Consider the following 22207-nt stretch of genomic DNA (forward strand, 5'->3'; position numbering starts at 1 on the left):
GCGCATGCACGTGCCGGTCCAAGCCATCGACCGCGAGATCTGGCGCGATGGCGCAGCCTCCAAAGGGACGCGTCTGATCCCGGAGGAGAGCCCGCTCGCGCTGACCTACAATGGCGGTACATATGCCGTCATGATGGGGACGCCGCAGAACCTGGAAGACTTTGCCGTCGGCTTCAGTCTCAGCGAAGGCATCGTCAAATCGGTCGACGACATCCAGTCGCTCGAAGTGATCCGCCTCGACGAAGGCATCGAGCTGCGCATGTGGCTGGCATCGGAACATGCCGGACGCATCAGCGAGCGCCGGCGGCACATTGCGGGGCCGACCGGCTGTGGCATCTGCGGCATCGATTCCATCGCCGAAGCCGTGCGGCCCGCGGCCGTGGTGCTGCAGGGGCAGAGCTTTACGCCTGAGCAGATCATGGCGGCAATGCAGGCCATCGCGCCGCTGCAATCGATCAACCTGCAAACCCGCGCCGTTCACGCCGCTGGGTTCTGGTCTCCTGCCGGCGGCATCGTCGCCCTGCGCGAGGATGTCGGCCGCCATAATGCGCTCGACAAGCTCGCCGGCGCGCTGGCGCGCAGCCGGACGAATGCAAGCGGCGGCATGGTGCTGCTGACGAGCCGTGTCTCGGTGGAGATGGTGCAGAAGACCGCCGCGATCGGCGCGCCAGTGATAGTTGCGGTCTCCGCCCCCACTGCGCTTGCGGTCCGCACGGCGGAAGCCGCCGGCATCACGTTGATTGCCATTGCCCGCCAGGACGGGTTCGAAGTGTTCACACATGGCAGCCGGGTTGTCGTCCGCGTTGCCACGGAGGTTGCCGATGTCGCCTGACCGCCTGATCTACATGGCCAACCAGATCGGCACGTTCTTCCGAAGCCAGGGCCACGACAAGGCCGTGCCTGGGATCGCCGAGCACATCAAGAAATTCTGGGATCCCCGGATGAAGCGCGCGATCTTCGCCCATCTCGATGCCGGCGGCGCGGGCCTGGAGCCGAACGTGCGCGAGGCCATCGCCTCGCTGAAGCAGGCTACGTCCCTTCCAGCAGCGCCGTGAGAGGCCGCTCTAGCGAGAGCACTCGCTATCGGGGGCGAGCCGCGCTTCCACCGGATGAGTGTCGACGGATTCGAGGCTAAGTTGCCTCTGATATTCGCGTTCGATCACACTGAAGCAGCTACAGGAAGTCTGCTGCAACAATTTCGCATCCGCGATTGTTACCAGCCCGCGCGAGCTGCGTATCGCCCCTTCGCTGTCGAGCACTTCCAGGCAATCCGTTACGCTGGCCCGCCGCACGTTGAGAAGCTGGCTTAAAACGTCGTGCGTCAGAGGCACGTTGTCGTCGTCGAGAGCATTCCTCGCAACAAGCAGCCACCGCGCCAGTCTTTGCTTCAGCGAGTGTGCAGCATTGCAAACTCCCGATTGCGAGGTCTGCAGCAGCACAACATCTATGTATCGGAAAAGCACCCTTCGAAGAGTTGGAAGCTCTGGAAGAGCTGCGAGAAATTCGCGGGAGGAAGTCCGCAGCGCCGTGCCGCCTACTTGCACTACACGACGGTGCGGAGGCGCCTTATCGTCTTCAGCCAGGACAAGCGGCGCACCGATCATACCTTCCGAACCGATCAGCCACGCTTCGACGAACCGATCCTCGTCAATTCGCGCCGACACCGAAACCAGTCCTCGTTCGATGAAATAGACGTGATCCATTGGCGATCTCCAATGATGCAGTATCTGCCGCGGCAGGATCTGCACCGCCTCCGACTTTGATCGCAGCAGGAGAAGCTCATTGTCGGGAATAAGCCGCAGAAGCCTGTTCCGCGTCCGACCGAAACCCTGGCTGCCGAAACTGATCATCCCAGCGGACTCCTGAGCCCTATCGGGATCTATGGTCTCAGAACCAGTCGTCACAAGTGCGATGGGGCATGGCTTTCGTTGCCCGATCCGGCCCGAATTCGGCTAAAACGTCATGACAGCAATGCTGAGCTAATGAGTGAGCAGCGGGCATGCGCTGTCAGCCAATTTCCCGAACGCCTGATCACCGGACATCGTCTGTACGAGACGATAGTAATCCCAGGGATGCTTCGATTCTTCGGGCTTCTTGACCTGCATGATGTACATGTCGTGCTCCATCAAGCCATCGGGACGGATCACGCCGTTGGACGTGAACATGTCGTTGATCTTTGCCTTGTGCAGTTGGTCCATGACCTTATCCGGATCCGTCGAGCCGACCGCCTTCACAGCGTTCAGATAGGTCAGCGTCGCCGAATAATATGCAGCCTGGGTCATGGTCGGCTCACGCTGGGTGCTTTCGAAGAACCGCTTCGCGAATGCGCGCGCTTTATCGTTGAGGTCCCAATACCAACCGGTGGTGAGATACAGCCCCTGCGCAGTTTTCAACCCGAGCGCATGAATGTCGGTGATGAACGCCAGGAGCGCAGCAGGTTTCATCGTCTTTGCGATGCCGAACTCATCGGCGGCCTTGATCGAGTTGGTGAAGTCCTGTCCGGCATTTGCCAACCCAAGGACCTGCGCTCCCGAGTTCTGCGCCTGTAGTAGATAGCTCGAGAAATCCGACGTCGCCAACGGCACGCGGACCGCGCCAATTACCTTTCCTCCGTTTGCCTCGACAACCTTGGAGGCCGCCTGCTGAAGCTGCGTGCCGAAGGCGTAGTCCGCCGTGACGAAGAACCACGTCTTGCTGCCCTGCTTCACGACCGTGCTGGCCGTCCCGTTCGCCAGCGACGTCGTATCGTAGGCATAGTGCACCGTGTAGGGCGTACAGTCCTTTCCGGTAAGCGATGCAGCGGCTGCGCCGATCGAGAACAACGGCGTCTTCTTTTCCCTTGCGATGGTCGCCATTGCCAAGTTGACCCCGCTATTCGATCCGCCCAGCACCATCGTGACGTTGTCACGATCGACATATTCACGGAATTTTTGCTCCCCGAGATCCGGCTTGTTCTGATGATCGGCGACAAGCAGCTCGATCTTGTTGCCCAGCACGCTGCCGCCGAAATCCTCAATGGCCATCTTGGCAGCAGTCACTCCGCCAGGCCCGATGATGTCGGCATAAACTCCGGACATGTCATCTATGTCACCGATGACGACCTTGTTCGATGCAGCGTTCGCCACAGTGGGCGCCGCCAGCAATGCCAGACTGGAGAAAAGCAATCTGATAGTAAGATGTGGGGTCATTTCCGGTCTCCTTTGCCGGCTCACTGCCCTCTATTGAACTCTATCGATGCACGATTGTTCAGCCATAGGCCTTTTGGAGGAGATTTGGCGCGAGGGTACGGTAACGTACCAACTGGTCATCGTCTTGCCATCGCCTCGCTGAAGCAGGCTAGCCCCCTTCCAACAGCGCCGTGAACACGCGCCGCACCTCGCTTTGCGTCTCCTTCACGCGCGCCTCCAGTGCGGAGAAATCCGGCGCGTCGCCGGCGCGCGCCATCACGCGCTGAAGGTCGACGCCGGCCGTTTCCGGCTTGAAGCGGTCGCTGACGCACAGCCGCAGGATTTGCGTGAGATCGTGATAGAGCCGCGTTGCCGCGCGCAGGATCTCGGCCTCCGATTGCGCGAGCACGCCCAGCTTCGCGGCATTCTCCAGGACCTGTAACGTGCTGACGTCGAGAATGTCCGGCTTGTCGTGGGCATGTACGAGCTGGAGATATTGCGCGATGAAGTCGATATCGATCATGCCGCCGGCCGCATATTTGAGATCCCAATAATCGGCCTCGCCCTTTTCCTGTGCGATGGCACGGCGCATGTCGGCGACGTCGTTGGCGATGATCGCCACGTCGCGGCGACGGGTCAGGACCTCGCGGATGACGCGCTCGATCCGCTCGCGGAATTCGGGCGATGCCGACACCACGCGCGCGCGCGTCAGGGCCATGTGCTCCCAGGTCCAGGCCTCATTGGCCTGGTAGTCGGCGAACGAGGCGATGCTGGATGCGACCGGACCGGCGCGTCCCGACGGGCGCAGCCGCATGTCGATCTCGTAGAGCACGCCGTAGTTGGTTCGCGTGGTGAAGGCGCTGATCAGACGCTGGGTGAAGCGGGCGAAATAATGCGCGCCCTGGAGCGATTTGGGTCCGTCGGAATCCGGATTCTCGCTGTCGAAGTCGTACAGCAGGATCAGGTCGAGATCGGAGGACGCCGTCATCTCACGGCCGCCGAGCCGGCCCATGGCGATGATCGCAGTCTCCTGCCCCTTGATGCGGCCGTGCTGGGCGGCGAAGCGATCCGCGACGAGGCCATGCACGGTGTGGACGATGCCTTCCGCGACATCTGCAAATGCGGTGCTCGCCTGCTGCGCCGAGACGGTGCCGGAGAGAATGCGCGTACCGATCAGGAACAGGCTCTCCTGGCCGAACAGGCGCAGACGATCGAGGAACTCCTCATAGGAATCGGCATCCCGCACGGTGGTTGCAAGTCGCGCCGACAATTCCTGCTTGTCCGGCATGGCACCGAAGAAACGCGGGTCGATCAGGCCGTCCATGAGCTGCGGCTGCCGCGCCAGCATCTCGCCGAGCCGCGGCGCTGCGCCCAGCACCAAAGCGACGAGCGCAACGAGGTCGCGGTTCTGACTGAGCAGCGTGATCAAACGCCCGCCACGCTGCAATGCCTGGAGGAAATGATCGAAGGCCGCGACCGCGCGGTCCGGCTCCTCGGCATGCGCTAAGCCGTCGATGAGAGCCGGCACGAACTCGACGAATGCGCTCCGCGTCTGCTGGGCGCGGAACACGCGGTAGTCGCCGGTGATCCAGTCGCGCACGGTCTGCGCCACCGCCGCGGGCTTCTTGAAGCCGAGCATCGTCAGGTGCTGCAGCAGGCGGGGATCTTCGGGACCGGCACGGTAATCGAGGGCCGGCAGTTTTTCCGTCCCGGTCGGATCGTCCCCCTCGAACAGCTTTTCGTAATGCCCCTGCACGATCTCGAGCTGGCGCAGCAGATCGCGGGCAAAGGCCTCGCGATTCTCATAGCCGAAGAACCAGGCAAAGCGCTCGACCGCCTCCTTGTCCTCGGGCAGCGCGTGGGTCTGCTCGTCGGCGATCATCTGGAGGCGGTGCTCGACCCGGCGCAGGAATTGATAGGCCTTGGTCAGCTCGTCGCGGGCCTCGAAGGTGATCCAGTTGCTGGAGGCGAGCACGTCGAGCGCGGCCAGTGTCGGCCGCACCCGCAATTCCGGATGGCGGCCGCCGGCGATCAATTGCTGGGTCTGCGCAAAGAACTCGATCTCGCGGATCCCGCCGCGGCCGACCTTCACGTTATGGCCTTCGACTGCGATCTCGCTCTGGCCGCGATAGGTCTGCATCTGCCGCTTCATGTCGTGAACGTCGGCAAGCGCGGCGAAGTCGAGATGCTTGCGCCAGACGAACGGGGCGATCTCCGCCAGCAGCGCCTCGCCTGCCACCGAATCACCGGCACAGGCGCGCGCCTTGATCATGGCGGCGCGTTCCCAGGTCCGCCCTTCGCGCTCGTAGTAGTTCAGCGCGGCGTCGCGCGAGATCGCCACCTGCGTCGAGGACGGATCCGGGCGTAGGCGCAGGTCGACGCGGAAGACGTAGCCGTCGTAGGTCCGCTGCTGCAGAATGCGCGCCATCCCCTGCGTCACCCGGACGAAGAACGGCTGCGGCTCGATGTCCGGCGCCAGAGTCGTGGCCTCGGGATCGAAGAACACGATGAGATCGATGTCGCTTGAATAGTTCAGCTCGCCTGCGCCCATCTTGCCCATGGCGAGCACGATGAGGCCGCAGCCCTCTTCCGGAGCCTCGGGATTGGGCGGCGAGAGCTTGCCACGTGCGGCTTCCTGCCGCAGGATGAACTGAAGTGCCGCCTGCACCGAAGAGACGGCCACATCGGTCAGCGCCGCCGTCACCCGCATTACCGGCCAGACCCCGCCGATGTCGCAGAGCGCGGTCAGGAGCGCTGTGTCCGCCTTCATGCGGCGAAGAATTCGCATCACCTCGGCTTCATCGGCCGCGGCAAACACCGCGCCCCTCGCCTCCTCGATCAGCGCCGACAGATGCGCATCGGGATCACATTGCAGGAGCCGGATCAGGCGTGCCGGATCGGCGCGAACAAGTTCAAACAGATAGGGCGAGAATTCCGCGATGCCGGCCAGGATATCCTTCGCGAAAGGATGGGCCAGCAATCCCTCGATACTGGCCGATTGTGCCGGCTCGAGCTCGGCCAGCCAAATCCCAAGACGTCGGTCGTCGGTTACGGAAGCGGCAATATGGGGAGCTTCCGCGAAGCGTGCGGCCAGCCTCTCACCAGTCTTGTCCGCGTTTCCCGGCGCGGAGAGGTTCATGCCACCTTCTGTGACACATCCTGCATTGGGGGAGCAACCCTGTCGCCGACACCGGCGCGGGCCGGCAGGACCAGCGTGGCGACGAGACCCGGACGGGCATCATCCAGCCGCAGTTCACCGCCATGCAATGTCGCAACCGCTGACGCCAAACTGAGGCCGAGGCCGGAGCCCGGCAAGGTGCGGCTCGCCTCCAGTCGCACGAATCGCTCGACGACATGCTTGCGGTCGGCCTCGGGGATGCCGGACCCGTGATCGGTGACGCTGAGCAACACCTGCTCGCCCTCGCGCTTGGCTTCGATCGTGATCTGCCGGCTGTCCATGCTGACCACGGTTCCCGGCGCCTGGGCTGCCGGCTTGCCGTATTTGATCGCATTCTCGACCAGGTTGGCGAGCGCCTGGCTGATCAGCTCGCGGTTGCCGTGAATGGGTGCGGCCTCCGCCTTGACCCTCAGGGTCATGCCGTCGTCCTCGGCGAGCGGCTCGTACAGCTCGTGGATGCCATTGGCGACCTCGGCAGCGTCGAAGTCATCCATATTGCCGCGCGCCTGCCCGGACTCCGCGCGCGCGATCATCAGGAGGGCGTTGAAGGTGCGGATCAGGCCATCGGATTCCTCGATGGTCCGCTCCAGCGCCGCGCGGTAGTCGGCCTCGCAGCCCGATTTCGCCAGCGCCTCCTCGGCACGGTTACGCAAACGTGTCAGCGGCGTCTTGAGGTCGTGGGCGATGTTGTCGGAAACCTCCTTGAGGCCCGCCATCAGCGCCTCGATGCGCTCCAGCATGGCATTGAGATTCTCGGCGAGCCGGTCGAGCTCGTCGCCGCTGCGGCCCACCGGCAGCCGTTCGCTGAGATCGCCGGTCATGATGCGCTGAGCGGTGCCAGTCATCGCGTCGATGCGCGTCAACACGCGTCGCGCCACGAAGATGCCGCCGCCAAGGCCCAGCACCACGACGATCAGGATCGACCATTGCGCCGCCCTCGCCACGATGCCGAACAGCCGCCGCCGCTCGTCGAGATCGCGGCCGATCAGGAGACGGAAGCCGTTCTCCAATTCGGTGACGCGCACCAGCGCGCGATGATCGCGGTCGTCCGCATCCTCGATCCGCCGATAGGCCGTCTCGGACCAACCCGGCGTTGCCATCACGCCCGGCGCCAGCGAGCCGACATTGCCGGCAACCGCCTGCCCCGTCGGCGTGGTGACGAGATAGAGGTTGGCGCCCGGCCGCAGCGCCCGGTACTCGATCGCGCGCACGAGACCGAACAGGCCGCGGCGGCCATAGATCTCGTTGATCTCCGAGGTTTCGGCATTCACCGTCTGCGTGATCTCCTCGGTGATCAGCCGCCGCGTATTCCAGGCGAAATAGCCGAGTAGCGAGGCCGCGAACACGGCAAACAGCAGCAGATAGACCAGCGTCAGCCGGAACGCCGTGGTGCGGACGAGTTTACCGAATGCCGTCACGGATCATGTACCCCGCGCCGCGGATCGTGTGCAGCAGCGGCCGATCGAATCCCTTGTCGATCTTGGAGCGCAGCCGCGAGATGTGCACGTCGATCACGTTGGTCTGCGGATCGAAATGATAATCCCACACGTTCTCTAGCAGCATGGTGCGCGTCACCACCTGGCCGGCATGCTTCATCAGATATTCGAGCAGGCGGAATTCGCGCGGCTGGAGCGTCAGCTCGTCCTTGCCGCGAGCCACGCGATGCGACAGCCGGTCGAGCTCGAGATCGCCGACGCGGTAGACCGTGTCCTCGGCGGGGCCGCCGCGACGGCGCGACAGCACCTCGACGCGGGCCAGGAGCTCGGCGAAGGAATAGGGTTTTGGCAGGTAGTCGTCGCCGCCGGCGCGCAGGCCCTTGATACGGTCATCGACCTGCCCGAGTGCCGACAGGATCAGCACCGGCGTCGACTCGCCCTTTTCACGCAGGGCGCCGATCAGCGACAGGCCGTCGCGCTTGGGCAGCATGCGGTCGACCACCAGCACGTCGTAGTCGCCGTTCTCGGCCATGGATAGACCTTCCTCGCCGTCGCCGGCGTGATCGGCAATGTGGCCGACTTCGCGAAACGCCTTCACGAGATAGTCGGCGGATTCGCGGTCGTCTTCGATGATGAGGAGGCGCATCGTGCGGTCGGCGGCGGTCAAGGAGGTCAACCCTTTATGAACATGGCGCGAGCGGCGGTCGCATGCAAGCCGAGCGAAACAGACTTGGGCAGGGAAAAAGGCGGGCGGTGAAGCTGGGGGGACCTCACCGCCCTAGGCCCTTCCGACGGAGGGGGGCGTATTCCACCGGAAGGTAGATGGGGTGAGCGAACGTTGCGCCGCTCCCCGGAAGGGCGTCGACGGCGGGGGCGACTGATGCCGGCGACACCCTTCATTTCTGAAGCCTCCTGGGGTTAACCCTTGGCGTTACCCCTTGGCCAGGGGCACCGCGACGAAGCGCGACTGGCCGCCGCTCTTCACGCGCATCAGGACGCTGTTCTTGTTGTCGGTCCGCGCCGAGTTGATTGCTTCGCGCACGTCGCCGGCGGAGCTCACGCTCTTGCCGCCGACTTCGAGAATGACATCGCCTTCCTTGAAGCCGCGTTCGGCCGCGGCGCTCTTCGGGTCGACTTCGGTGACCACGACGCCTTCCTTGCCGGCGCCGGCCACGGAGTCGGCGGGAGCAACCGTCATGCCGAGCTTGGGCACGTCGGTGCCGCGGGTCGCACCCTTGCCGCTATCCTTGTCGGTGTCGGCCTTGGCCTCGACCGTGTTCGGAAGCTGACCCAGGGTGAGGTTGACGACCTTGTCCTGGCCCTTGTGCAGCACATTGAGCTTCACGGTCGCGCCGGGCGCCATGGCGCCGATGGTGCGGGCGAGCTCGCGCGCGTCCTTGACGGATTCGCCGTTGACCGCCGTGATCACGTCGCCGGACTCGATGCCGGCCTTCGCAGCCGGACCGTTCGCCTGCGGCTCCGCCACCAGCGCGCCTTCGGCCTTCTTCATGCCGAGGCTGTCGGCGATGTCGGACGTCACGGGCTGGATCTGCACGCCGATCCAGCCGCGGCTGACCGAGCCTTTGTCCTTGAGCTGGGCAACAACGCTTTTCACGGTGTTCGCCGGAATCGAGAAGGCGATGCCGACGCTGCCGCCGGAGGGTGAGTAGATCGCGGTGTTGACGCCCATCACCTCGCCCTCGGTGTTGAAGGCCGGACCGCCCGAATTGCCCTTGTTCACCGGCGCGTCGATCTGGATGAAATCGTCATAGGGGCCGTTGCCGATGTCGCGGCCGCTGGCCGAGACGATGCCCGCGGTGACGGTGCCGCCGAGGCCGAAGGGATTGCCGACCGCAAGCACCCAATCGCCGATCCGCGGCTTGCCATCGGCAAGCTTGGCGAACGAGAAGTTCGAGCCACCCTCGACCTTGATCAGGGCGAGGTCGGTGCGCTGGTCGGTGCCGATCACCCTGGCGGTGTAGGTCTTGCCGTCGTCGGTCGTGACCTCGACCTTGTCCGCGCCGTCGACCACGTGGTTGTTGGTCACGGCGAAGCCATCAGCCGAGATGAAGAAGCCGGAGCCCTGGCCCTGGACGACGCGGCCACGACCACCCTTCAGGCCCGGGAAGCCGTCCGGACCGCCGAAGCGGCGGAAGAAACGCTCCATCGGCGAGCCAGGCTGGAACGGCGAGGAATCATCACCGTCATCGTTGCTGGCGGTCTTCTCCTTGATGTTGACCTTCACCGAGATCACCGAGGGCTTCACGCGCTCGACGATGTCGGCGAAACCGACCGGGCGTTCGACCTTCCGGACCTCGTTGTTGACCTGCGCATGCGCGGGGCTGGAGAACAGGTCGGCCGGCGAAGTCGACGGGCTGAAGCCATAGACGGCGACGCCGAGACCGGCGACCACCGAGGCCATCAGCGCGACCTTGCGGGCCGAGAAAATCGACCGGCGCGGCTGCCGGTAGGACGGAAGATTCGAAAGATCGGGACGGTCGGTCATGCAGAGGTCTCCAAGGCCTTGAAATCCATTTGATGCCTGAGAGTGGCACCTTACGGCCCTGAAGATGGGGTCTTGCGCCTTACCGTGCGCTGGCGGCGGGGTTAAACTTTCGTAATGAAGGCCGATGCGGATGCGGCAGTTTATCGCAGCCAGAAAGTCCTGATCCTGCAGGAACTTAATAGGGTTCCTGTGACGAACTTCTGAACGCCCTAGCTCGCCCTGACGCTGATGATGAATTCATCGACTTCGCGCTTCAAAGTCTCGGCCTGCTGCGACAGATCGACAGCGGAATCGCGGGCCTCCGCGGCCATACGCCCGGTCTCGGCAGAGGTCGAGGTGATCTGGACGATGTGATTGGACACGTCGAGCGTTCCGCGTGCGGCATCCTGCACGCTGCGCGTGATGTCCTGTGTGGCATTGCGCTGCTGGGCGGTGTCGACCTCGATGCCGGACATGATCGAGGAGATCTCGGACAGCGTCCTGGAGATACCGTCGATTGCGCCGCGCGTCTCCGCGGTAATGCCCTGGATGCTGGCGACATGGGAGGTGATCTCCTCCGTCGCCTTGCTGGTCTGATGCGCGAGATTCTTCACCTCGGAGGCGACCACCGCGAAGCCCTTGCCGGCCTCCCCTGCCCGCGCTGCCTCGATCGTCGCGTTGAGCGCCAAAAGATTTGTCTGCGATGCGATCGCCTGCACGAGCTGCACGACTTCGCCGATCTTGTCGGCCGCGTCCGAGAGCGCATGAATGGTGTCGCGGCTCCTCTCGGCTTGTGCTGCTGCGCCCTCGGCGCGCTGGGTCGCATCCGTAACGCGGCGGCTGATCGTTCCGATCGAATTGGTCATCTCCTCGGCGGAGCCCGCGACCGTCTGGACGCTGGCGCTGGCCTGGCTCGCGGCGCTCGCCACCGCGTTGGCCTTGCTGCTGGTCTCGTTAGCCGCACGTGACAAGGTCTCGGCATTGCGCTCGAGCTGCACCGCCGAGGACGCTACGCTGTCGACGACGCTGGCAACGAGTTCGTTGAAGCTCTTGATGCGCGCATCGAGATATGTCGACCGCTCGGCCTGGTGCTGTGCCTCCTGCAACTGCCGCTCGGTGAGCCGGCGCCGCTCGATGCCGTTGGTCTTGAAGACCTCCAGCGCTCCTGCCAAAAGACCGATCTCGTTCGAGCCGCCTAGTCCCGGGACGGGCGTATCGAACTTCTGGTCGGCGACCTCGCGCATGGCATGCACGATCGCCGCCAGCGGGTGCAGAATGCCGTTGCGCACGACAAACCAGGTCGTGAGACAGATCGCGAAGGCAATGACGGTGATCACGCCGCAAGCAACCAGGAAATAGGAGAACGCGGTCTGCGCCTGCTGATAGATCTGCACCGCGTGCTCGCGCGAGGGGCCGCTCAACGCGGCGAAGTCGGACGACAGACTGGTGATCTCGTTGTTGAGATAGAGTACCGCCACAAACCCGGTACCTCCGCCGATAGCCAGCAAGAACAATAGTGCCGCGACGACGGCTCCAACCAGAAAGCGGATCGTCAGGTTGCTGTTGGCGAACATCGGAAGAACTCTAAGTCTGGAATCAAATCTCGCGACAAGCTTCCAGACAAAGGTCAACAGAGCATGAAGCGCGCTACCTTGTGCAGCTTACGTATCATTACGTAGCTAGCGCGACGCTGCGTCGTCTGACATCAACGCCGTAAGCCGCGCCTTTTCGTCGGGCGTGAGCGGCGGCGTTGGTACATCCGCACCACTTCGCGAGCGCCGCCGAATTTGCAGCCACAGCGCCAGGCCGCCACCGACGAGCAGCACCGGCGCAAGTAGCCAGAGCAGCAAGGTCTGGCGCTCGAAACGCGGCTTGAGCAGCACGAACTCGCCATAGCGGGCGACCAGGAAGTCGAGCACCTGCGAATTGCTGTCGCCGGCAGCGATCCGCTCGCGCACCAACAGCCGCAGGTCGCGCGCGAGCGGCGCCTCGGAATCGTCAATCGACTGGTTCTGGCAGACCATGCAGCGCAGCTCCCGCGACAATTCGCGCGCGCGGGCCTCCTTCGCCGGATCAGCCATGATCTCGTCGGGCTGCACCGCGCGAGCCGTCGGTGCTCCCAGCAGCGCGAGCGCGATGAGCGCGACAAACATCCGGCGCATGGCGATCACTCCGCCGGTTGCAGGCGCTGCTTCGCCCGCGCCGGCTTCGGCGCACCGACGCGCAAGCGCCGGTCGGACAGCGACAGCATGCCGCCGAACGCCATCAACACCGGGCCCCACCAGATCAGCAGCACCAGGGGCTTGTGATAGATGCGCACGGCGATAGCGCCTTCGGCGGTGGCATCACCGAGCGAGATGTAGAGCTGGCTCGCGCCGCGGGTCAGGAGCGCGGCCTCGGTGGTCGAGGAGCCGCGCGTGGTGAAGCTGCGCTTCGACGGCGTCATGACGCTGAGGGGCGCGCCGTGGCGGCTGACGTTGAATTCAGCGATCATCTCGCGATAGTTCGGACCCTGACGCTGAAACAGCCCGTCGAGCTTCAGATCGTAACCCGCGACATGCGCGACGTCGTTCTGCTTCATCGTCGCGATGTACTCGCTGTTCCAGGTGGTCTCGCAGACGATCCCGATCAGCGCGATCCCGAGACCGGCATGCGCAAACACCGTGCCCCAGGCCGAGCGCGGCAGGCCACGTGCGCGGTGCAGCGTCGTCGCGAACGGCAGGCGGAACAGGCCGGTCCGCTCCGCCAGATCCGTCACGGCGCCGGCGATCACGAAGATCCCAAGGCCGATCGCCAGCGGAGCGAGCGCGCTGCCGCCGCGGGCCCAGCCCCAGGCGATGGCGACGGCGACGAGTCCGGCCACACCGGCCGCGAGCAGGCGCTGCGTCACGCCGAGCAGATCGCCTCGCTTCCATGCCAGCATCGGCCCGAACGGCACGGCGAGCAGCAACAGCGCGAACAGCGGAACGAAGCTGAGATTGTAGAACGGCGCGCCGACCGACATCTTGAAATCGGCCAGCACCTCCATCGCCAGTGGATAGAGCGTGCCGAACAGCACGACCGCGCAGGCCACCGTGAGCAGCAGGTTGTTGAGGACCAGCGCACCTTCACGCGAGATCGGCGCGAACAGGCCCCCCTGCTTCAGGGCCGTGGCGCGCCCTGCGAACAGCGAGAGACTTCCGCCGATGAACAGGCAGAGGATCAGAAGGATGAACACGCCGCGCGTGGGATCGTTGGCGAAGGCATGGACCGAGGTGATGACGCCCGAGCGCACCAGGAAGGTGCCGAGCAGCGACAACGAGAAGGTCAGGATCGACAGCAGGATGGTCCAGACCTTCAGTGCGCTCCGCTTCTCCATCACCAGCGCCGAGTGCAGCAGCGCCGTGCCGGCAAGCCACGGCATCAGTGAGGCATTCTCGACCGGATCCCAGAACCACCAGCCGCCCCAGCCGAGCTCGTAATAGGCCCAGTAGGAGCCCATGGCGATGCCGAGCGTCAGGAAGATCCAGGCGACCAGCGTCCAGGGCCGCACCCAACGCGCCCAAGCCGCATCGATCCGGCCCTCGATCAGTGCCGCGATCGCGAAGGAGAACGAGATCGAGAACCCGACATAGCCGAGATAGAGCATCGGCGGATGCACGGCGAGGCCGATGTCCTGCAGCACCGGATTGAGATCGCGCCCCTCGATCGGCGGATTGGCGATGCGCAGGAACGGATTCGAGGTCATCAGGATGAAGAGGTAGAAGGCACTGGCGATCCAGGCCTGCACGCTCAGCACGTGCGCGCGCAGAGACAGCGGCAGATTGTTGCCGAAGATCGCGACCAGGCCGCCGAACAGCGCCAGGATCGACACCCACAGCAGCATCGAGCCTTCATGGTTCCCCCAGACGCCGGTGATCTTGTAGATCAGCGGCTTCATGGAGTGCGAATTCTCGTAGACGTTGGCGACGGAGAAATCCGAGGTCACGTGCAGCATGACGAGCGCTGTGAACGAGGCGCCGACGAACAAAAGCTGCGCCAGTGCCGTCGACCGCGCCACATTCATCAGCGCGGGGTCGCGCAGCCGTGCGCCGATCAGCGGCACGAAGGACTGGATCAGCGCCAGTGCGAGCGCGAGCACCAGCGCATAGTGTCCGGATTCCGCAATCACCGCACTGCTCCCTGTGGATTGCCCTGCGCCGTCGTCGCAGGCTTGGTGCCGTAGTCGTCCTTCCAGTGCCCCTGCTTCTTCAGGGCGTCGGCGACGTCCTTCGGCATGTAGGTCTCGTCGTGCTTGGCGAGCACGGTGTCGGCCTTGAACACGCCGTTGGCGTCGAGCACGCCTTCGGCGACGACGCCCTGCCCTTCACGGAACAGATCAGGCAGGATGCCCTTGTAGGCGACCGGCAGTTTCGCGTTGCCGTCGGCAACCTCGAAGGTCACCGCGAGATTGTCGCCGCGCTGGAGCGAGCCGGGCTGCACCAGCCCGCCAAGGCGAAACCGCTTGCCGGGTGCGAGGTGCTTCTCCGCGACCATGCTGGGGGTCGAGAAGAACACGATGGAGTCGCGCAAGGCATTCAGCACCAGCGCGGCGGCAAGCGCGAGCACGGCAAGCGAGCCGCCGATAATGGTCATACGTCGCTGCTTGCGCGTCATGGCGTGTCCGTTCTCCGCTCGTTCCGTCCCGCAATCGTCATCCGTCGAGCCCGAGATTCTTCAGGCCCTCGTTGAGCTGGCGCAACCGCTCGGCGTCATTGCTCACCGCCTGACGGGCATCGGTCGAGGCGCCCATCGCCTTGTCGCGTTCGCCCATCACGAGATAGGCACGCACCAGGCGCAGCCAGCCGTCGACATCGTCGCCGTTCTGCTTCAGGCGGCTCGCCAGACGCTCGACCATGCCACGGATCATTGCGCCGCGATCGCCCTCGGTCATGTCCTTGGCGGCCGCCATCGTCTCGTCCGACAGCGCCGGCGCGGTGCTGCCGCCGCCGACCCGCGTCAGCGAGGACTGCACGAGGTGACGCCACGGCGCATCCGCCGGCGCCTTCGCAAGCAGCGCGCGCCAGATGCTGGCCGCATCGTCCTTGCGGCCGTCCTGCTCGGCGGCGAGCCCGAGGAAGTAGTTCGCCTTGGGATCGTCGGCGTTGAGCGCATGCGCGCGCTCGAATTCGGTCTTGGCTTCAGTGGTCACGACGCCACCGGCAGTGGCCGTGAGCGCTTCGCCGAGATCCGACCTGCGCTCCGCACTCTCGCCATTGTAGGTGAGCGAGTTGCGATAGGCGCGCACCGCGTCGTCATAGCGACCGAGCCGCTCCAGGACCGGCGCAAGCACATTCCAGCCGCGACCGTCGGTCGGATTCTTCTCCAGATGTTGCTCGACCTGCACGACGAGGTTTTCGAGCGACTGCGCCATACCGGGCGCGCGGTCCCGCTGCGCCAGTGGAAAGTCGCGCAGCGCGGGCGAGCCGAGCGGGATGTAGACGCCGATCGCAATCAGCGGCAGGCCAACGAGAGCAAGAACGGCCGCGGCACGGCGCCATTTGAGGCTCGACATGAGTGCCGCCGCGGGCCCGCTGCCGGCGGCGGCAAGCAGCCTGCGTCCGATCTCGACGCGCGCGGCCTCCGCCTCCGGAGCCGCGATCAGCCCGACCGCAAGATCACGCTCGATCTCGGCCAATTGGTCTTTGTAGACTGCGACCTCGCTGCCTTCGCTCCGAGCCCGACCGCCACGGCCGAGCGGCCAGAGCACGGCGAAAATCGCCGCGACCGTCATCAGCGCGAACACGAACCATAGTGTCATCAGGCAAGCTTCCGGCAGCGCGTGGTTCGCGCCCATGGCTGGCTTTACACCACGGCTGGACGATGCGGCAATTGACAATTGTCAATTTGGCGCGACCGGTCGCAGTCCCGAAATAGTGAAAATCCAACGGCTTAGCCGATCTCGAACTCCGCGCTCTGGGCGGCATCCTCGCCGTGCCCATTGAGAGCCTTGAGGAAGTATGTTCCCGGCCTGATCGCATCGGGCAACCTGATGCGCAGCGCACCGACGGGAACCGGCGATGCAATCGTCGTGACCGTCTCCGGCAGTTGGCGGCCACTCGCCTTCTCGACCAGCACCACCTTCGCTCTGACCATCAATCTCCGATATGTCGCCGAGATCACGCGGTTCTCGAGTTCAACAAAGCTGATAATCGGTTTCATGCGCCCACAGATAGAAATTCCCAAAATGTGCACGAAACCGTACGGCCCGCCGCCGGCATCGTCAACCACAAATTGTAACAGCGAAAATGCGCGCCTGGATCAGCTTGCGCGCGACGATTTGCGCTCGCCGGTCAGCGCATTCTCCGCGGCCCGGCTCATCAGCGACGCATAGTCGTCGCCGAACAGCACCTCGCAGAAGCGGATCGCGGCCTGAACCTGTTGCTGCCGGTAGGTCCGGACCTTGTGATCGGCGGCGCGCAGGGACTGCACCAGCGATTCTGTCGATCGTTCGACATATTGCTGCAGGTCGGAGAACGTCCGCAGCGTCACCTCGTTGATGGCGAGTTCGCTCGCATAGTTGCGGCAGGTCGCAACGAAATCGATCAGCGCCGCCGCCTCCTCCACTTCGGTGCTGTCGACCCGCGCACCCGGAGGAATGTCCTTCTCGGCGCGCTGGCGCAAGATGCGGCGAACGCGGCCGGGAACGCTGTCGATCTCCGATTGCAGCGCATTGGAGATGTCCGCCCGGATCGACGTCAACTGCTTGCCCCAGGCGGAATCGTTGCGCAGATCGAGCTCGGTGCGTAGGCCGCGCACGCCGTCGTGGAGCGCTTTCAGATTGTCGGCGACGGTGTCAAAGCGACCGCGCTTGATGTCCATGCGCAGGATGGCGGCGAGACGGGACAGGTCGTGCAGCGCGATGGTGACGGCTACGCCATAGGGCGTCGCCGCGACGCGGATCTCGTCGTCGGAGGCGGCGATCTTGACCGCGAGGCGGATGATCTGCCAGGGCGCGGTCATCCGCTGGATCACCATCGACAGCGCGAAGGGCAGCATCTGCGGCGTCTGGAGCACGGGGATGTTGAGAGCCGCCGTCACCGAGGCGATCTGGGAATCGCCGAACGCGCGCAGGAAGCGCGGCAGCTTTTCGCTGAGGGTCGCCATGGCCTCGCGAACGGCAAGCACCGCACCGATCGAATAGAGATCCTCGATCACATTGGGCGGGCCGACGCGGGCGAGCGCACGCGACTTGTCGCCGCCGCCGGGTCCGATCAGCTCGGCGATGGCATCGGAGGCCACCGCTTGCAGCTTCAGTGCCAGGGCTTCGAGCTGGCCCGCATTGTCGGTCGGCAGGCGCGCCAGCGTCGCCTCGAGTTCATTCAGCTTGGCCGGAGCGCCGTCGCGGCCGAGCCATTGCCAGATCGGGTGCAGCGAGGAGCGGCGGATCTGCCCGACCCGAATCGGCGCACCGGCCTCGACGAGGAACGGTTCCAGCGGCTGGAACAAAAGCCGGGACAGATCGTCGGTGCGCGGCGGCGCGGCCTCCTCGACCTCGGTCTTGCGCACGATCTTGCGCAGTTGCTCGAGCACGAGGGTGGCGACCGCCGTGTCCTGGCCGCGCTCCAGCGCACGCTCGAACTCCCGCATCAGCAGCGCCTGCGACTGCGGCGGGAGCTGCGCGAGATACTCTCTCAGCCGCTCGATCGATGTCTGGCTCATGCGCCCGGGTAATGCACGGTAAAATGGCGGACGTGAGATGCGTCCGAGCGCGATCATAGAAGGGGCCGCCTTAAGAAGCCGTTTAGGAAGTTGGGTCGGATGCCCCGGTTTCCTGTGGAATGGTGCCCGTCACGGCAAAAAGGCGTGTCGGAACAGGCACTAAATGCCGGGGAGCACCAGCTCCGCGCGCAGGCCGCCGATCGGCGCGCTTCCGAGCGAGAGACTGCCGCCATAAAGCCCCGCCAGATCCACCACGATCGACAGCCCCAGCCCCGATCCCGGCTTGGATTCATCGAGCCGCTGGCCGCGCCGCGAGACCTGGGTGCGCTCGGCCTCGGACAGGCCGCGGCCATCGTCATCGACCATGATCCGCAGACGGTGGCCCACGCCGGCCTGGTGTGGCGTCTCCACCAGGACCTCGATGAAGACACGGGAGGTGGCCCATTTGCAGGCATTGTCGACGAGATTGCCGACCATCTCCTCCAGATCCTGGCGCTCGCCGCGAAATTTTGCGGACGGATCGGCCTTGGCCTCGACCATGATGCCACGGTCGCGATAGATTTTCTCCATGGTCCGGCGCAGCGCCTCGATCGCGGGCGCGACCTCCGTCACGGTGGCCACGACCGAGATCCTGGCCGCGATGCGCGCCCGCTCCAGATGATGGGCGACCTGGTCGCGCATCACATCGGCCTGCTCCATGACCTTGGCCGCGAACGGGTCGGCCGCGTGTACCCCCGCCTCGTTGACGATGACCGAGAGCGGCGTCTTGATCGCATGTGCGAGATTGCCGACATGGGTGCGCGCACGCTCGACGATTTCGCGATTGGCATCGATCAGCGCGTTGGTCTCGCGGGCCAGCGGCGCGATCTCGACCGGAAATTCGCCCTCGAGCCGCTCCGCCCGCCCGGAGCGGATGTCGGCGATCGCCTCCGAGATGCGCTTCAGGGGTGCAAGACCGAAGCGAACCTGGAACACCGTCGTCAGCAGCAGCACGATGCCGAGCGCGGTGAAGGTGCCGCCGAGGTAGTAGTCGAAGCTGCGCGTCTCGTCGAAGATTTCCGTGGCATCCCCCGCGACGCTGACCAGATATTTGCCGTCGGCGCCGAGATCGACCGGCCGCTCCACCATCCGCAGGTTCTGCCCTTCGGGCCCGTCGACATAAGCGAGCCGGATGCCGGCGGCGGTGAGCTCGGCCCCCTGCTCCTCCAGCTTCGGCAGCTTCTTGTCCCAGAGTGAGCGCGACGAGCGCACCTCCGGCTTCTCGGTATCGGTGCGCGTGATCTGCCAATACCAGCCGGACAGCGGCAGCTCAAACAACGGCTCGCCGAGCGACTGGAACTGACGGTCCGGCGGCTCGTCAGGCGTTGCGACCTCGGCGATCAGCGTGCGGAGATAGAGATTGAGACGGCGGTCGAAGGCACGTTCGGTGGCATTCTTGTAGACCGAGGACAGCACAACGCCGGTGATCGCCAGGATCACCACGAGCCACGCGGTCGCCGACAGGAACAGGCGGTTCGCAAGCGAGCTAGCGGGCATCGGAACGGTCCCGGAAGGCGCAGTACGGCGGGGCGTCAGAGATCATGACCGAGCAAGAGCCCTGTTCCGCCGCCCGGTCAAGCTTCGGATGCTTCAAGCCCCAACTTCAGGGGGCTGCCGGCGGGGTCAGGAGATAGCCCAATCCGCGGACGGTCTGGATGATATCGACGTCGAGCTTCTTGCGGATACGGCCGACAAACACCTCGATGGTGTTGGAGTCGCGGTCGAAGTCCTGATCATAGAGGTGCTCGACGAGCTCTGTGCGGGAGACCACGCGGCCGGAATGGTGCATCAGATAAGCCAGCAGTCGATATTCATGCGAGGTCATCTTCACCGGGTTGCCGGAGACGCTGACACGGCCGGTTCTCGTGTCCAGCGTGACGGGACCGCAGGTCAATTCGCTCTGGGCGTGGCCGGTGGAACGGCGCAGCAGCGCGCGAATGCGGGCCAGCACCTCCTCGAGATGGAAAGGCTTTGCGACATAGTCGTCGGCACCGGCATCGAACCCCTGGACCTTGTCGCTCCAGCGGTCGCGCGCGGTGAGGATCAGGACCGGCATGGTACGGCCATTGCGGCGCCAGGCCTCCAGCACCGAGATGCCGTCCTTCTTCGGCAGGCCAATGTCGAGCACCACGGCATCGTAGGGCTCTGTGTCGCCGAGATAGTGCCCCTCCTCGCCGTCGAAGGCGCGATCGACGACGTAGCCTGCATCGCTCAGCGCCTTGGTGAGCTGGCGATTGAGATCGGGGTCGTCCTCAACAACGAGCAGGCGCACGTTTCTCTCCAGCAATGGTTCGGTCCGATGGACTGCACGGCATCAAGATGATCAATCCCGGCGTGAACTGAATATGAACGCCGGGAACCGGAAAACGTTACTTTTTGGTCATAAACGATTTTCACGCACTGATGCGACTGCGCCCGCCAGGCCACCGGAGGAGCCGATGGCATGGCGGGCGCAATGTGCCGTGTTGTGCAGCGAGTCGGAAGGTCTTCTCGATCGCGGCTCCTAGGTCCGGAAGAACACGAACCAGATGACCGCCAGGATCAGGATCGCCAGCCCGGTCGAGATGGCGAGCAACGCCGCCACGGAAGGTCCCGGCTCACCCTGACGCGCTTCGGTCGGGGTTTCGATGATCTGACGTTGGTCTCGCGTGGTTGCCATGGTGACCTCGATCTATCGCTGGCGCGTCCGATTGCCGCGACCTCCTCGCGGCCCTAAGTCCTTGAGGCAACGCCCGATCGTGAACGATGTTCCGGGCCGGCCGCCCTCACCCCCGATGGCAACCCCAGCCCGGCTCCGCGGTTAACGTCGTTGCAAGATTCCACCCGGCCGCTTGCTATGATTCGCAGGTACCCGGTGGTATCTTTGGAGGTTGTCCCTGTTGCGTTTGGAGTAACCCATGGCCCCCCGAGCCAATTGGAAGGGTTTTTTGCGGCTCTCGCTCGTGACCTGCCCGGTCGCGCTCTATCCCGCCACTTCGGATACCGAGAAGGTCTCGTTCAACCAGATCAATCGCAAGACCGGCCACCGGATCAAGTATCTCAAGGTCGACGCCGAGACCGGTGACGAGGTGACCTCCGAGGACATCGTCAAGGGCTACAAGGTCGACACCGACACCTATATCGAGGTCACCAAGGACGAACTCGACGACATCGCGCTCGATTCGACCCACACGATCGAGATCGATGAATTCGTGCCCAAGGCCGACATCGACAACCGCTATCTGATCCGGCCCTATTATCTCGTGCCGGACGGCAAGGTCGGCCACGACGCCTATGCCGTGATCCGCGAGACCATCCGCAGCATGAACAAGGTCGCGATCGGCCGTGTGGTGCTGACCAACCGCGAGCACATCATTGCGCTGGAGCCGCTGGAGAGCGGCCTGATGGGCACGCTGCTGCGCTACCCGTACGAAGTGCGCAGCGAGACGGAGTATTTCGACGATATCCAGGACGTGAAGCTCACCAAGGACATGCTCGACCTCGCCAAGCACATCGTCGAGAAGAAGTCCGGGGCCTTCGAGCCCGAACTGTTCGAGGATCATTACGAGACTGCGCTGATCGATCTCATCAACAAGAAGCGCAGCGGCATGCCCATTGCCGCCAAGGCGGCGCCGAAGACCGGCGGCAACGTCATCAACCTGATGGACGCGCTGAAGAAGAGCCTCGCCAGCGAGAAGGAAGCGGCGCCCGCGGCGAAGGTCGCCAAGGGTAAGAAGCCGAAGAAGCGCGTCGAAGGCCAGCGCGAGATGCTGCTGCCGATTGCCGGCAAGGGCGGCAAGGAGGCGGCGGCTAAGGAAGCCCCGAAGAAGGACAAGCCGGTGCGCGCGCCGGCACGGGCGAAGAAGGCCGGATAGCAGCAGCGGTCGGGGGCGAAGCGCGTCGTGATGTCTCCCGCAGACGGGCCGGCCTGACATGCCCTGGTCGGCGACGTTCGACGATCCCATTCCCCTCCGCAACGGGCGCAAGCTGCAGACCCTGCAAGAGGCGGCCGATCACATCATGCAACTGCCCGAGGACGCGCAGCACGCGCGTCACTGGCAGACCGCGATCGAGACCTTGATCAACGCGGCCGAGACCGGCGGCGGCTGGATGTTGTTTGCCCGCATAGCGATGTTGCGGGCGCTGAACGCGGACGCTCGTCGCGGGTGAGGCCTGCCCGGCCCGAGATCGTTTGCACAGTGGGCTATCGATTGCGGGTCCCGTGCCGAGCCGCTGGAGAGCC

At 64.6% G+C, this 22207-nt stretch carries 20 protein-coding genes; 4 read left to right on the plus strand and 16 right to left on the minus strand.

Annotated elements, in window-relative coordinates; translation table 11 throughout:
* The first annotated feature begins 4 nt into the window (after positions 1 to 4).
* Together fdhD and MTX21_RS11490 are read left to right on the plus strand one after the other, a co-directional pair.
* Positions 5 to 832 carry a formate dehydrogenase accessory sulfurtransferase FdhD gene (gene fdhD / locus MTX21_RS11485; RefSeq protein WP_280964918.1) on the plus strand — a complete coding sequence of 276 codons (828 nt, stop codon included), beginning with the start codon at positions 5 to 7 and terminating at the stop codon, positions 830 to 832.
* The gene (locus tag MTX21_RS11490; protein WP_280964919.1) at positions 822 to 1055 is read left to right on the plus strand and encodes a formate dehydrogenase subunit delta; all 234 of its coding nucleotides are present in this window, start codon (positions 822 to 824) and stop codon (positions 1053 to 1055) included. Before fdhD ends, MTX21_RS11490 begins: the two co-directional genes overlap by 11 nt.
* Before the next feature lie 9 nt (positions 1056 to 1064).
* Here MTX21_RS11490 and MTX21_RS11495 read toward each other — a convergent pair whose 3' ends face one another.
* The 16 genes from MTX21_RS11495 to MTX21_RS11570 form a co-directional block, all read right to left on the minus strand.
* The gene (locus MTX21_RS11495) at positions 1065 to 1850 is read right to left on the minus strand and encodes a Crp/Fnr family transcriptional regulator (RefSeq protein WP_280964920.1); all 786 of its coding nucleotides are present in this window, start codon (positions 1848 to 1850) and stop codon (positions 1065 to 1067) included.
* A gap of 129 nt (positions 1851 to 1979) precedes the next feature.
* Positions 1980 to 3188 carry an ABC transporter substrate-binding protein gene (locus tag MTX21_RS11500; RefSeq protein ID WP_280964921.1) on the minus strand — a complete coding sequence of 403 codons (1209 nt, stop codon included), beginning with the start codon at positions 3186 to 3188 and terminating at the stop codon, positions 1980 to 1982.
* Positions 3189 to 3336: 148 nt separating this feature from the next.
* A complete protein-coding gene (locus MTX21_RS11505) occupies positions 3337 to 6306 on the minus strand; it encodes a bifunctional [glutamine synthetase] adenylyltransferase/[glutamine synthetase]-adenylyl-L-tyrosine phosphorylase (RefSeq protein ID WP_280964922.1) in 2970 nt (989 codons plus the stop codon).
* Positions 6303 to 7763 (minus strand): ATP-binding protein, encoded by a 1461-nt coding sequence (locus tag MTX21_RS11510; protein ID WP_280964923.1) that lies wholly within the window; start codon positions 7761 to 7763, stop codon positions 6303 to 6305. Before MTX21_RS11510 ends, MTX21_RS11505 begins: the two co-directional genes overlap by 4 nt.
* Complete coding sequence (locus MTX21_RS11515) at positions 7747 to 8427, minus strand: response regulator transcription factor (RefSeq protein ID WP_280971026.1); 681 nt, start codon at positions 8425 to 8427, stop codon at positions 7747 to 7749. Before MTX21_RS11515 ends, MTX21_RS11510 begins: the two co-directional genes overlap by 17 nt.
* A 285-nt stretch (positions 8428 to 8712) precedes the next feature.
* Positions 8713 to 10287 (minus strand): Do family serine endopeptidase, encoded by a 1575-nt coding sequence (locus MTX21_RS11520; RefSeq protein ID WP_280964924.1) that lies wholly within the window; start codon positions 10285 to 10287, stop codon positions 8713 to 8715.
* A gap of 209 nt (positions 10288 to 10496) precedes the next feature.
* Positions 10497 to 11840 (minus strand): HAMP domain-containing methyl-accepting chemotaxis protein, encoded by a 1344-nt coding sequence (locus MTX21_RS11525; RefSeq protein WP_280964925.1) that lies wholly within the window; start codon positions 11838 to 11840, stop codon positions 10497 to 10499.
* A 105-nt stretch (positions 11841 to 11945) separates the two neighbouring features.
* Positions 11946 to 12428, minus strand: coding sequence for a cytochrome c-type biogenesis protein (locus tag MTX21_RS11530; protein WP_280964926.1), 483 nt, complete (start codon positions 12426 to 12428; stop codon positions 11946 to 11948).
* Positions 12429 to 12433: 5 nt separating this feature from the next.
* Positions 12434 to 14416, minus strand: a complete 1983-nt coding sequence (locus MTX21_RS11535; RefSeq protein ID WP_280964927.1) for a heme lyase CcmF/NrfE family subunit — start codon at positions 14414 to 14416, stop codon at positions 12434 to 12436.
* Complete coding sequence (gene ccmE / locus MTX21_RS11540) at positions 14413 to 14901, minus strand: cytochrome c maturation protein CcmE (RefSeq protein WP_280964928.1); 489 nt, start codon at positions 14899 to 14901, stop codon at positions 14413 to 14415. Before ccmE ends, MTX21_RS11535 begins: the two co-directional genes overlap by 4 nt.
* A gap of 37 nt (positions 14902 to 14938) precedes the next feature.
* Positions 14939 to 16045 carry a c-type cytochrome biogenesis protein CcmI gene (gene ccmI / locus MTX21_RS11545; protein WP_280964929.1) on the minus strand — a complete coding sequence of 369 codons (1107 nt, stop codon included), beginning with the start codon at positions 16043 to 16045 and terminating at the stop codon, positions 14939 to 14941.
* Positions 16046 to 16176: 131 nt separating this feature from the next.
* Positions 16177 to 16446: a hypothetical protein gene (locus MTX21_RS11550; protein ID WP_280971027.1), complete on the minus strand. Its 270-nt coding sequence runs from the start codon at positions 16444 to 16446 to the stop codon at positions 16177 to 16179.
* Between the two features lie 99 nt (positions 16447 to 16545).
* The gene (locus tag MTX21_RS11555) at positions 16546 to 17946 is read right to left on the minus strand and encodes a hypothetical protein (RefSeq protein WP_280964930.1); all 1401 of its coding nucleotides are present in this window, start codon (positions 17944 to 17946) and stop codon (positions 16546 to 16548) included.
* Between the two features lie 159 nt (positions 17947 to 18105).
* Positions 18106 to 19482 carry a sensor histidine kinase gene (locus MTX21_RS11560; RefSeq protein ID WP_280964931.1) on the minus strand — a complete coding sequence of 459 codons (1377 nt, stop codon included), beginning with the start codon at positions 19480 to 19482 and terminating at the stop codon, positions 18106 to 18108.
* A gap of 106 nt (positions 19483 to 19588) precedes the next feature.
* On the minus strand, positions 19589 to 20257 hold the full coding sequence (locus MTX21_RS11565; RefSeq protein WP_280964932.1) for a response regulator transcription factor: 669 nt from the start codon (positions 20255 to 20257) through the stop codon (positions 19589 to 19591).
* Between the two features lie 231 nt (positions 20258 to 20488).
* Positions 20489 to 20644 carry a hypothetical protein gene (locus MTX21_RS11570; protein WP_280964933.1) on the minus strand — a complete coding sequence of 52 codons (156 nt, stop codon included), beginning with the start codon at positions 20642 to 20644 and terminating at the stop codon, positions 20489 to 20491.
* A 238-nt stretch (positions 20645 to 20882) separates the two neighbouring features.
* Here MTX21_RS11570 and MTX21_RS11575 point away from each other — a divergent pair, with 238 nt between their 5' ends.
* Entirely contained in the window at positions 20883 to 21839 is a 957-nt protein-coding gene (locus tag MTX21_RS11575) for a Ku protein (RefSeq protein ID WP_280964934.1), read from the plus strand.
* A 58-nt stretch (positions 21840 to 21897) separates the two neighbouring features.
* Positions 21898 to 22134: a hypothetical protein gene (locus tag MTX21_RS11580; RefSeq protein ID WP_280964935.1), complete on the plus strand. Its 237-nt coding sequence runs from the start codon at positions 21898 to 21900 to the stop codon at positions 22132 to 22134.
* Positions 22135 to 22207 lie beyond the last annotated feature (73 nt).

Source organism: Bradyrhizobium sp. ISRA430, from assembly GCF_029909975.1.
Taxonomy (GTDB): Bacteria; Pseudomonadota; Alphaproteobacteria; order Rhizobiales; family Xanthobacteraceae; genus Bradyrhizobium.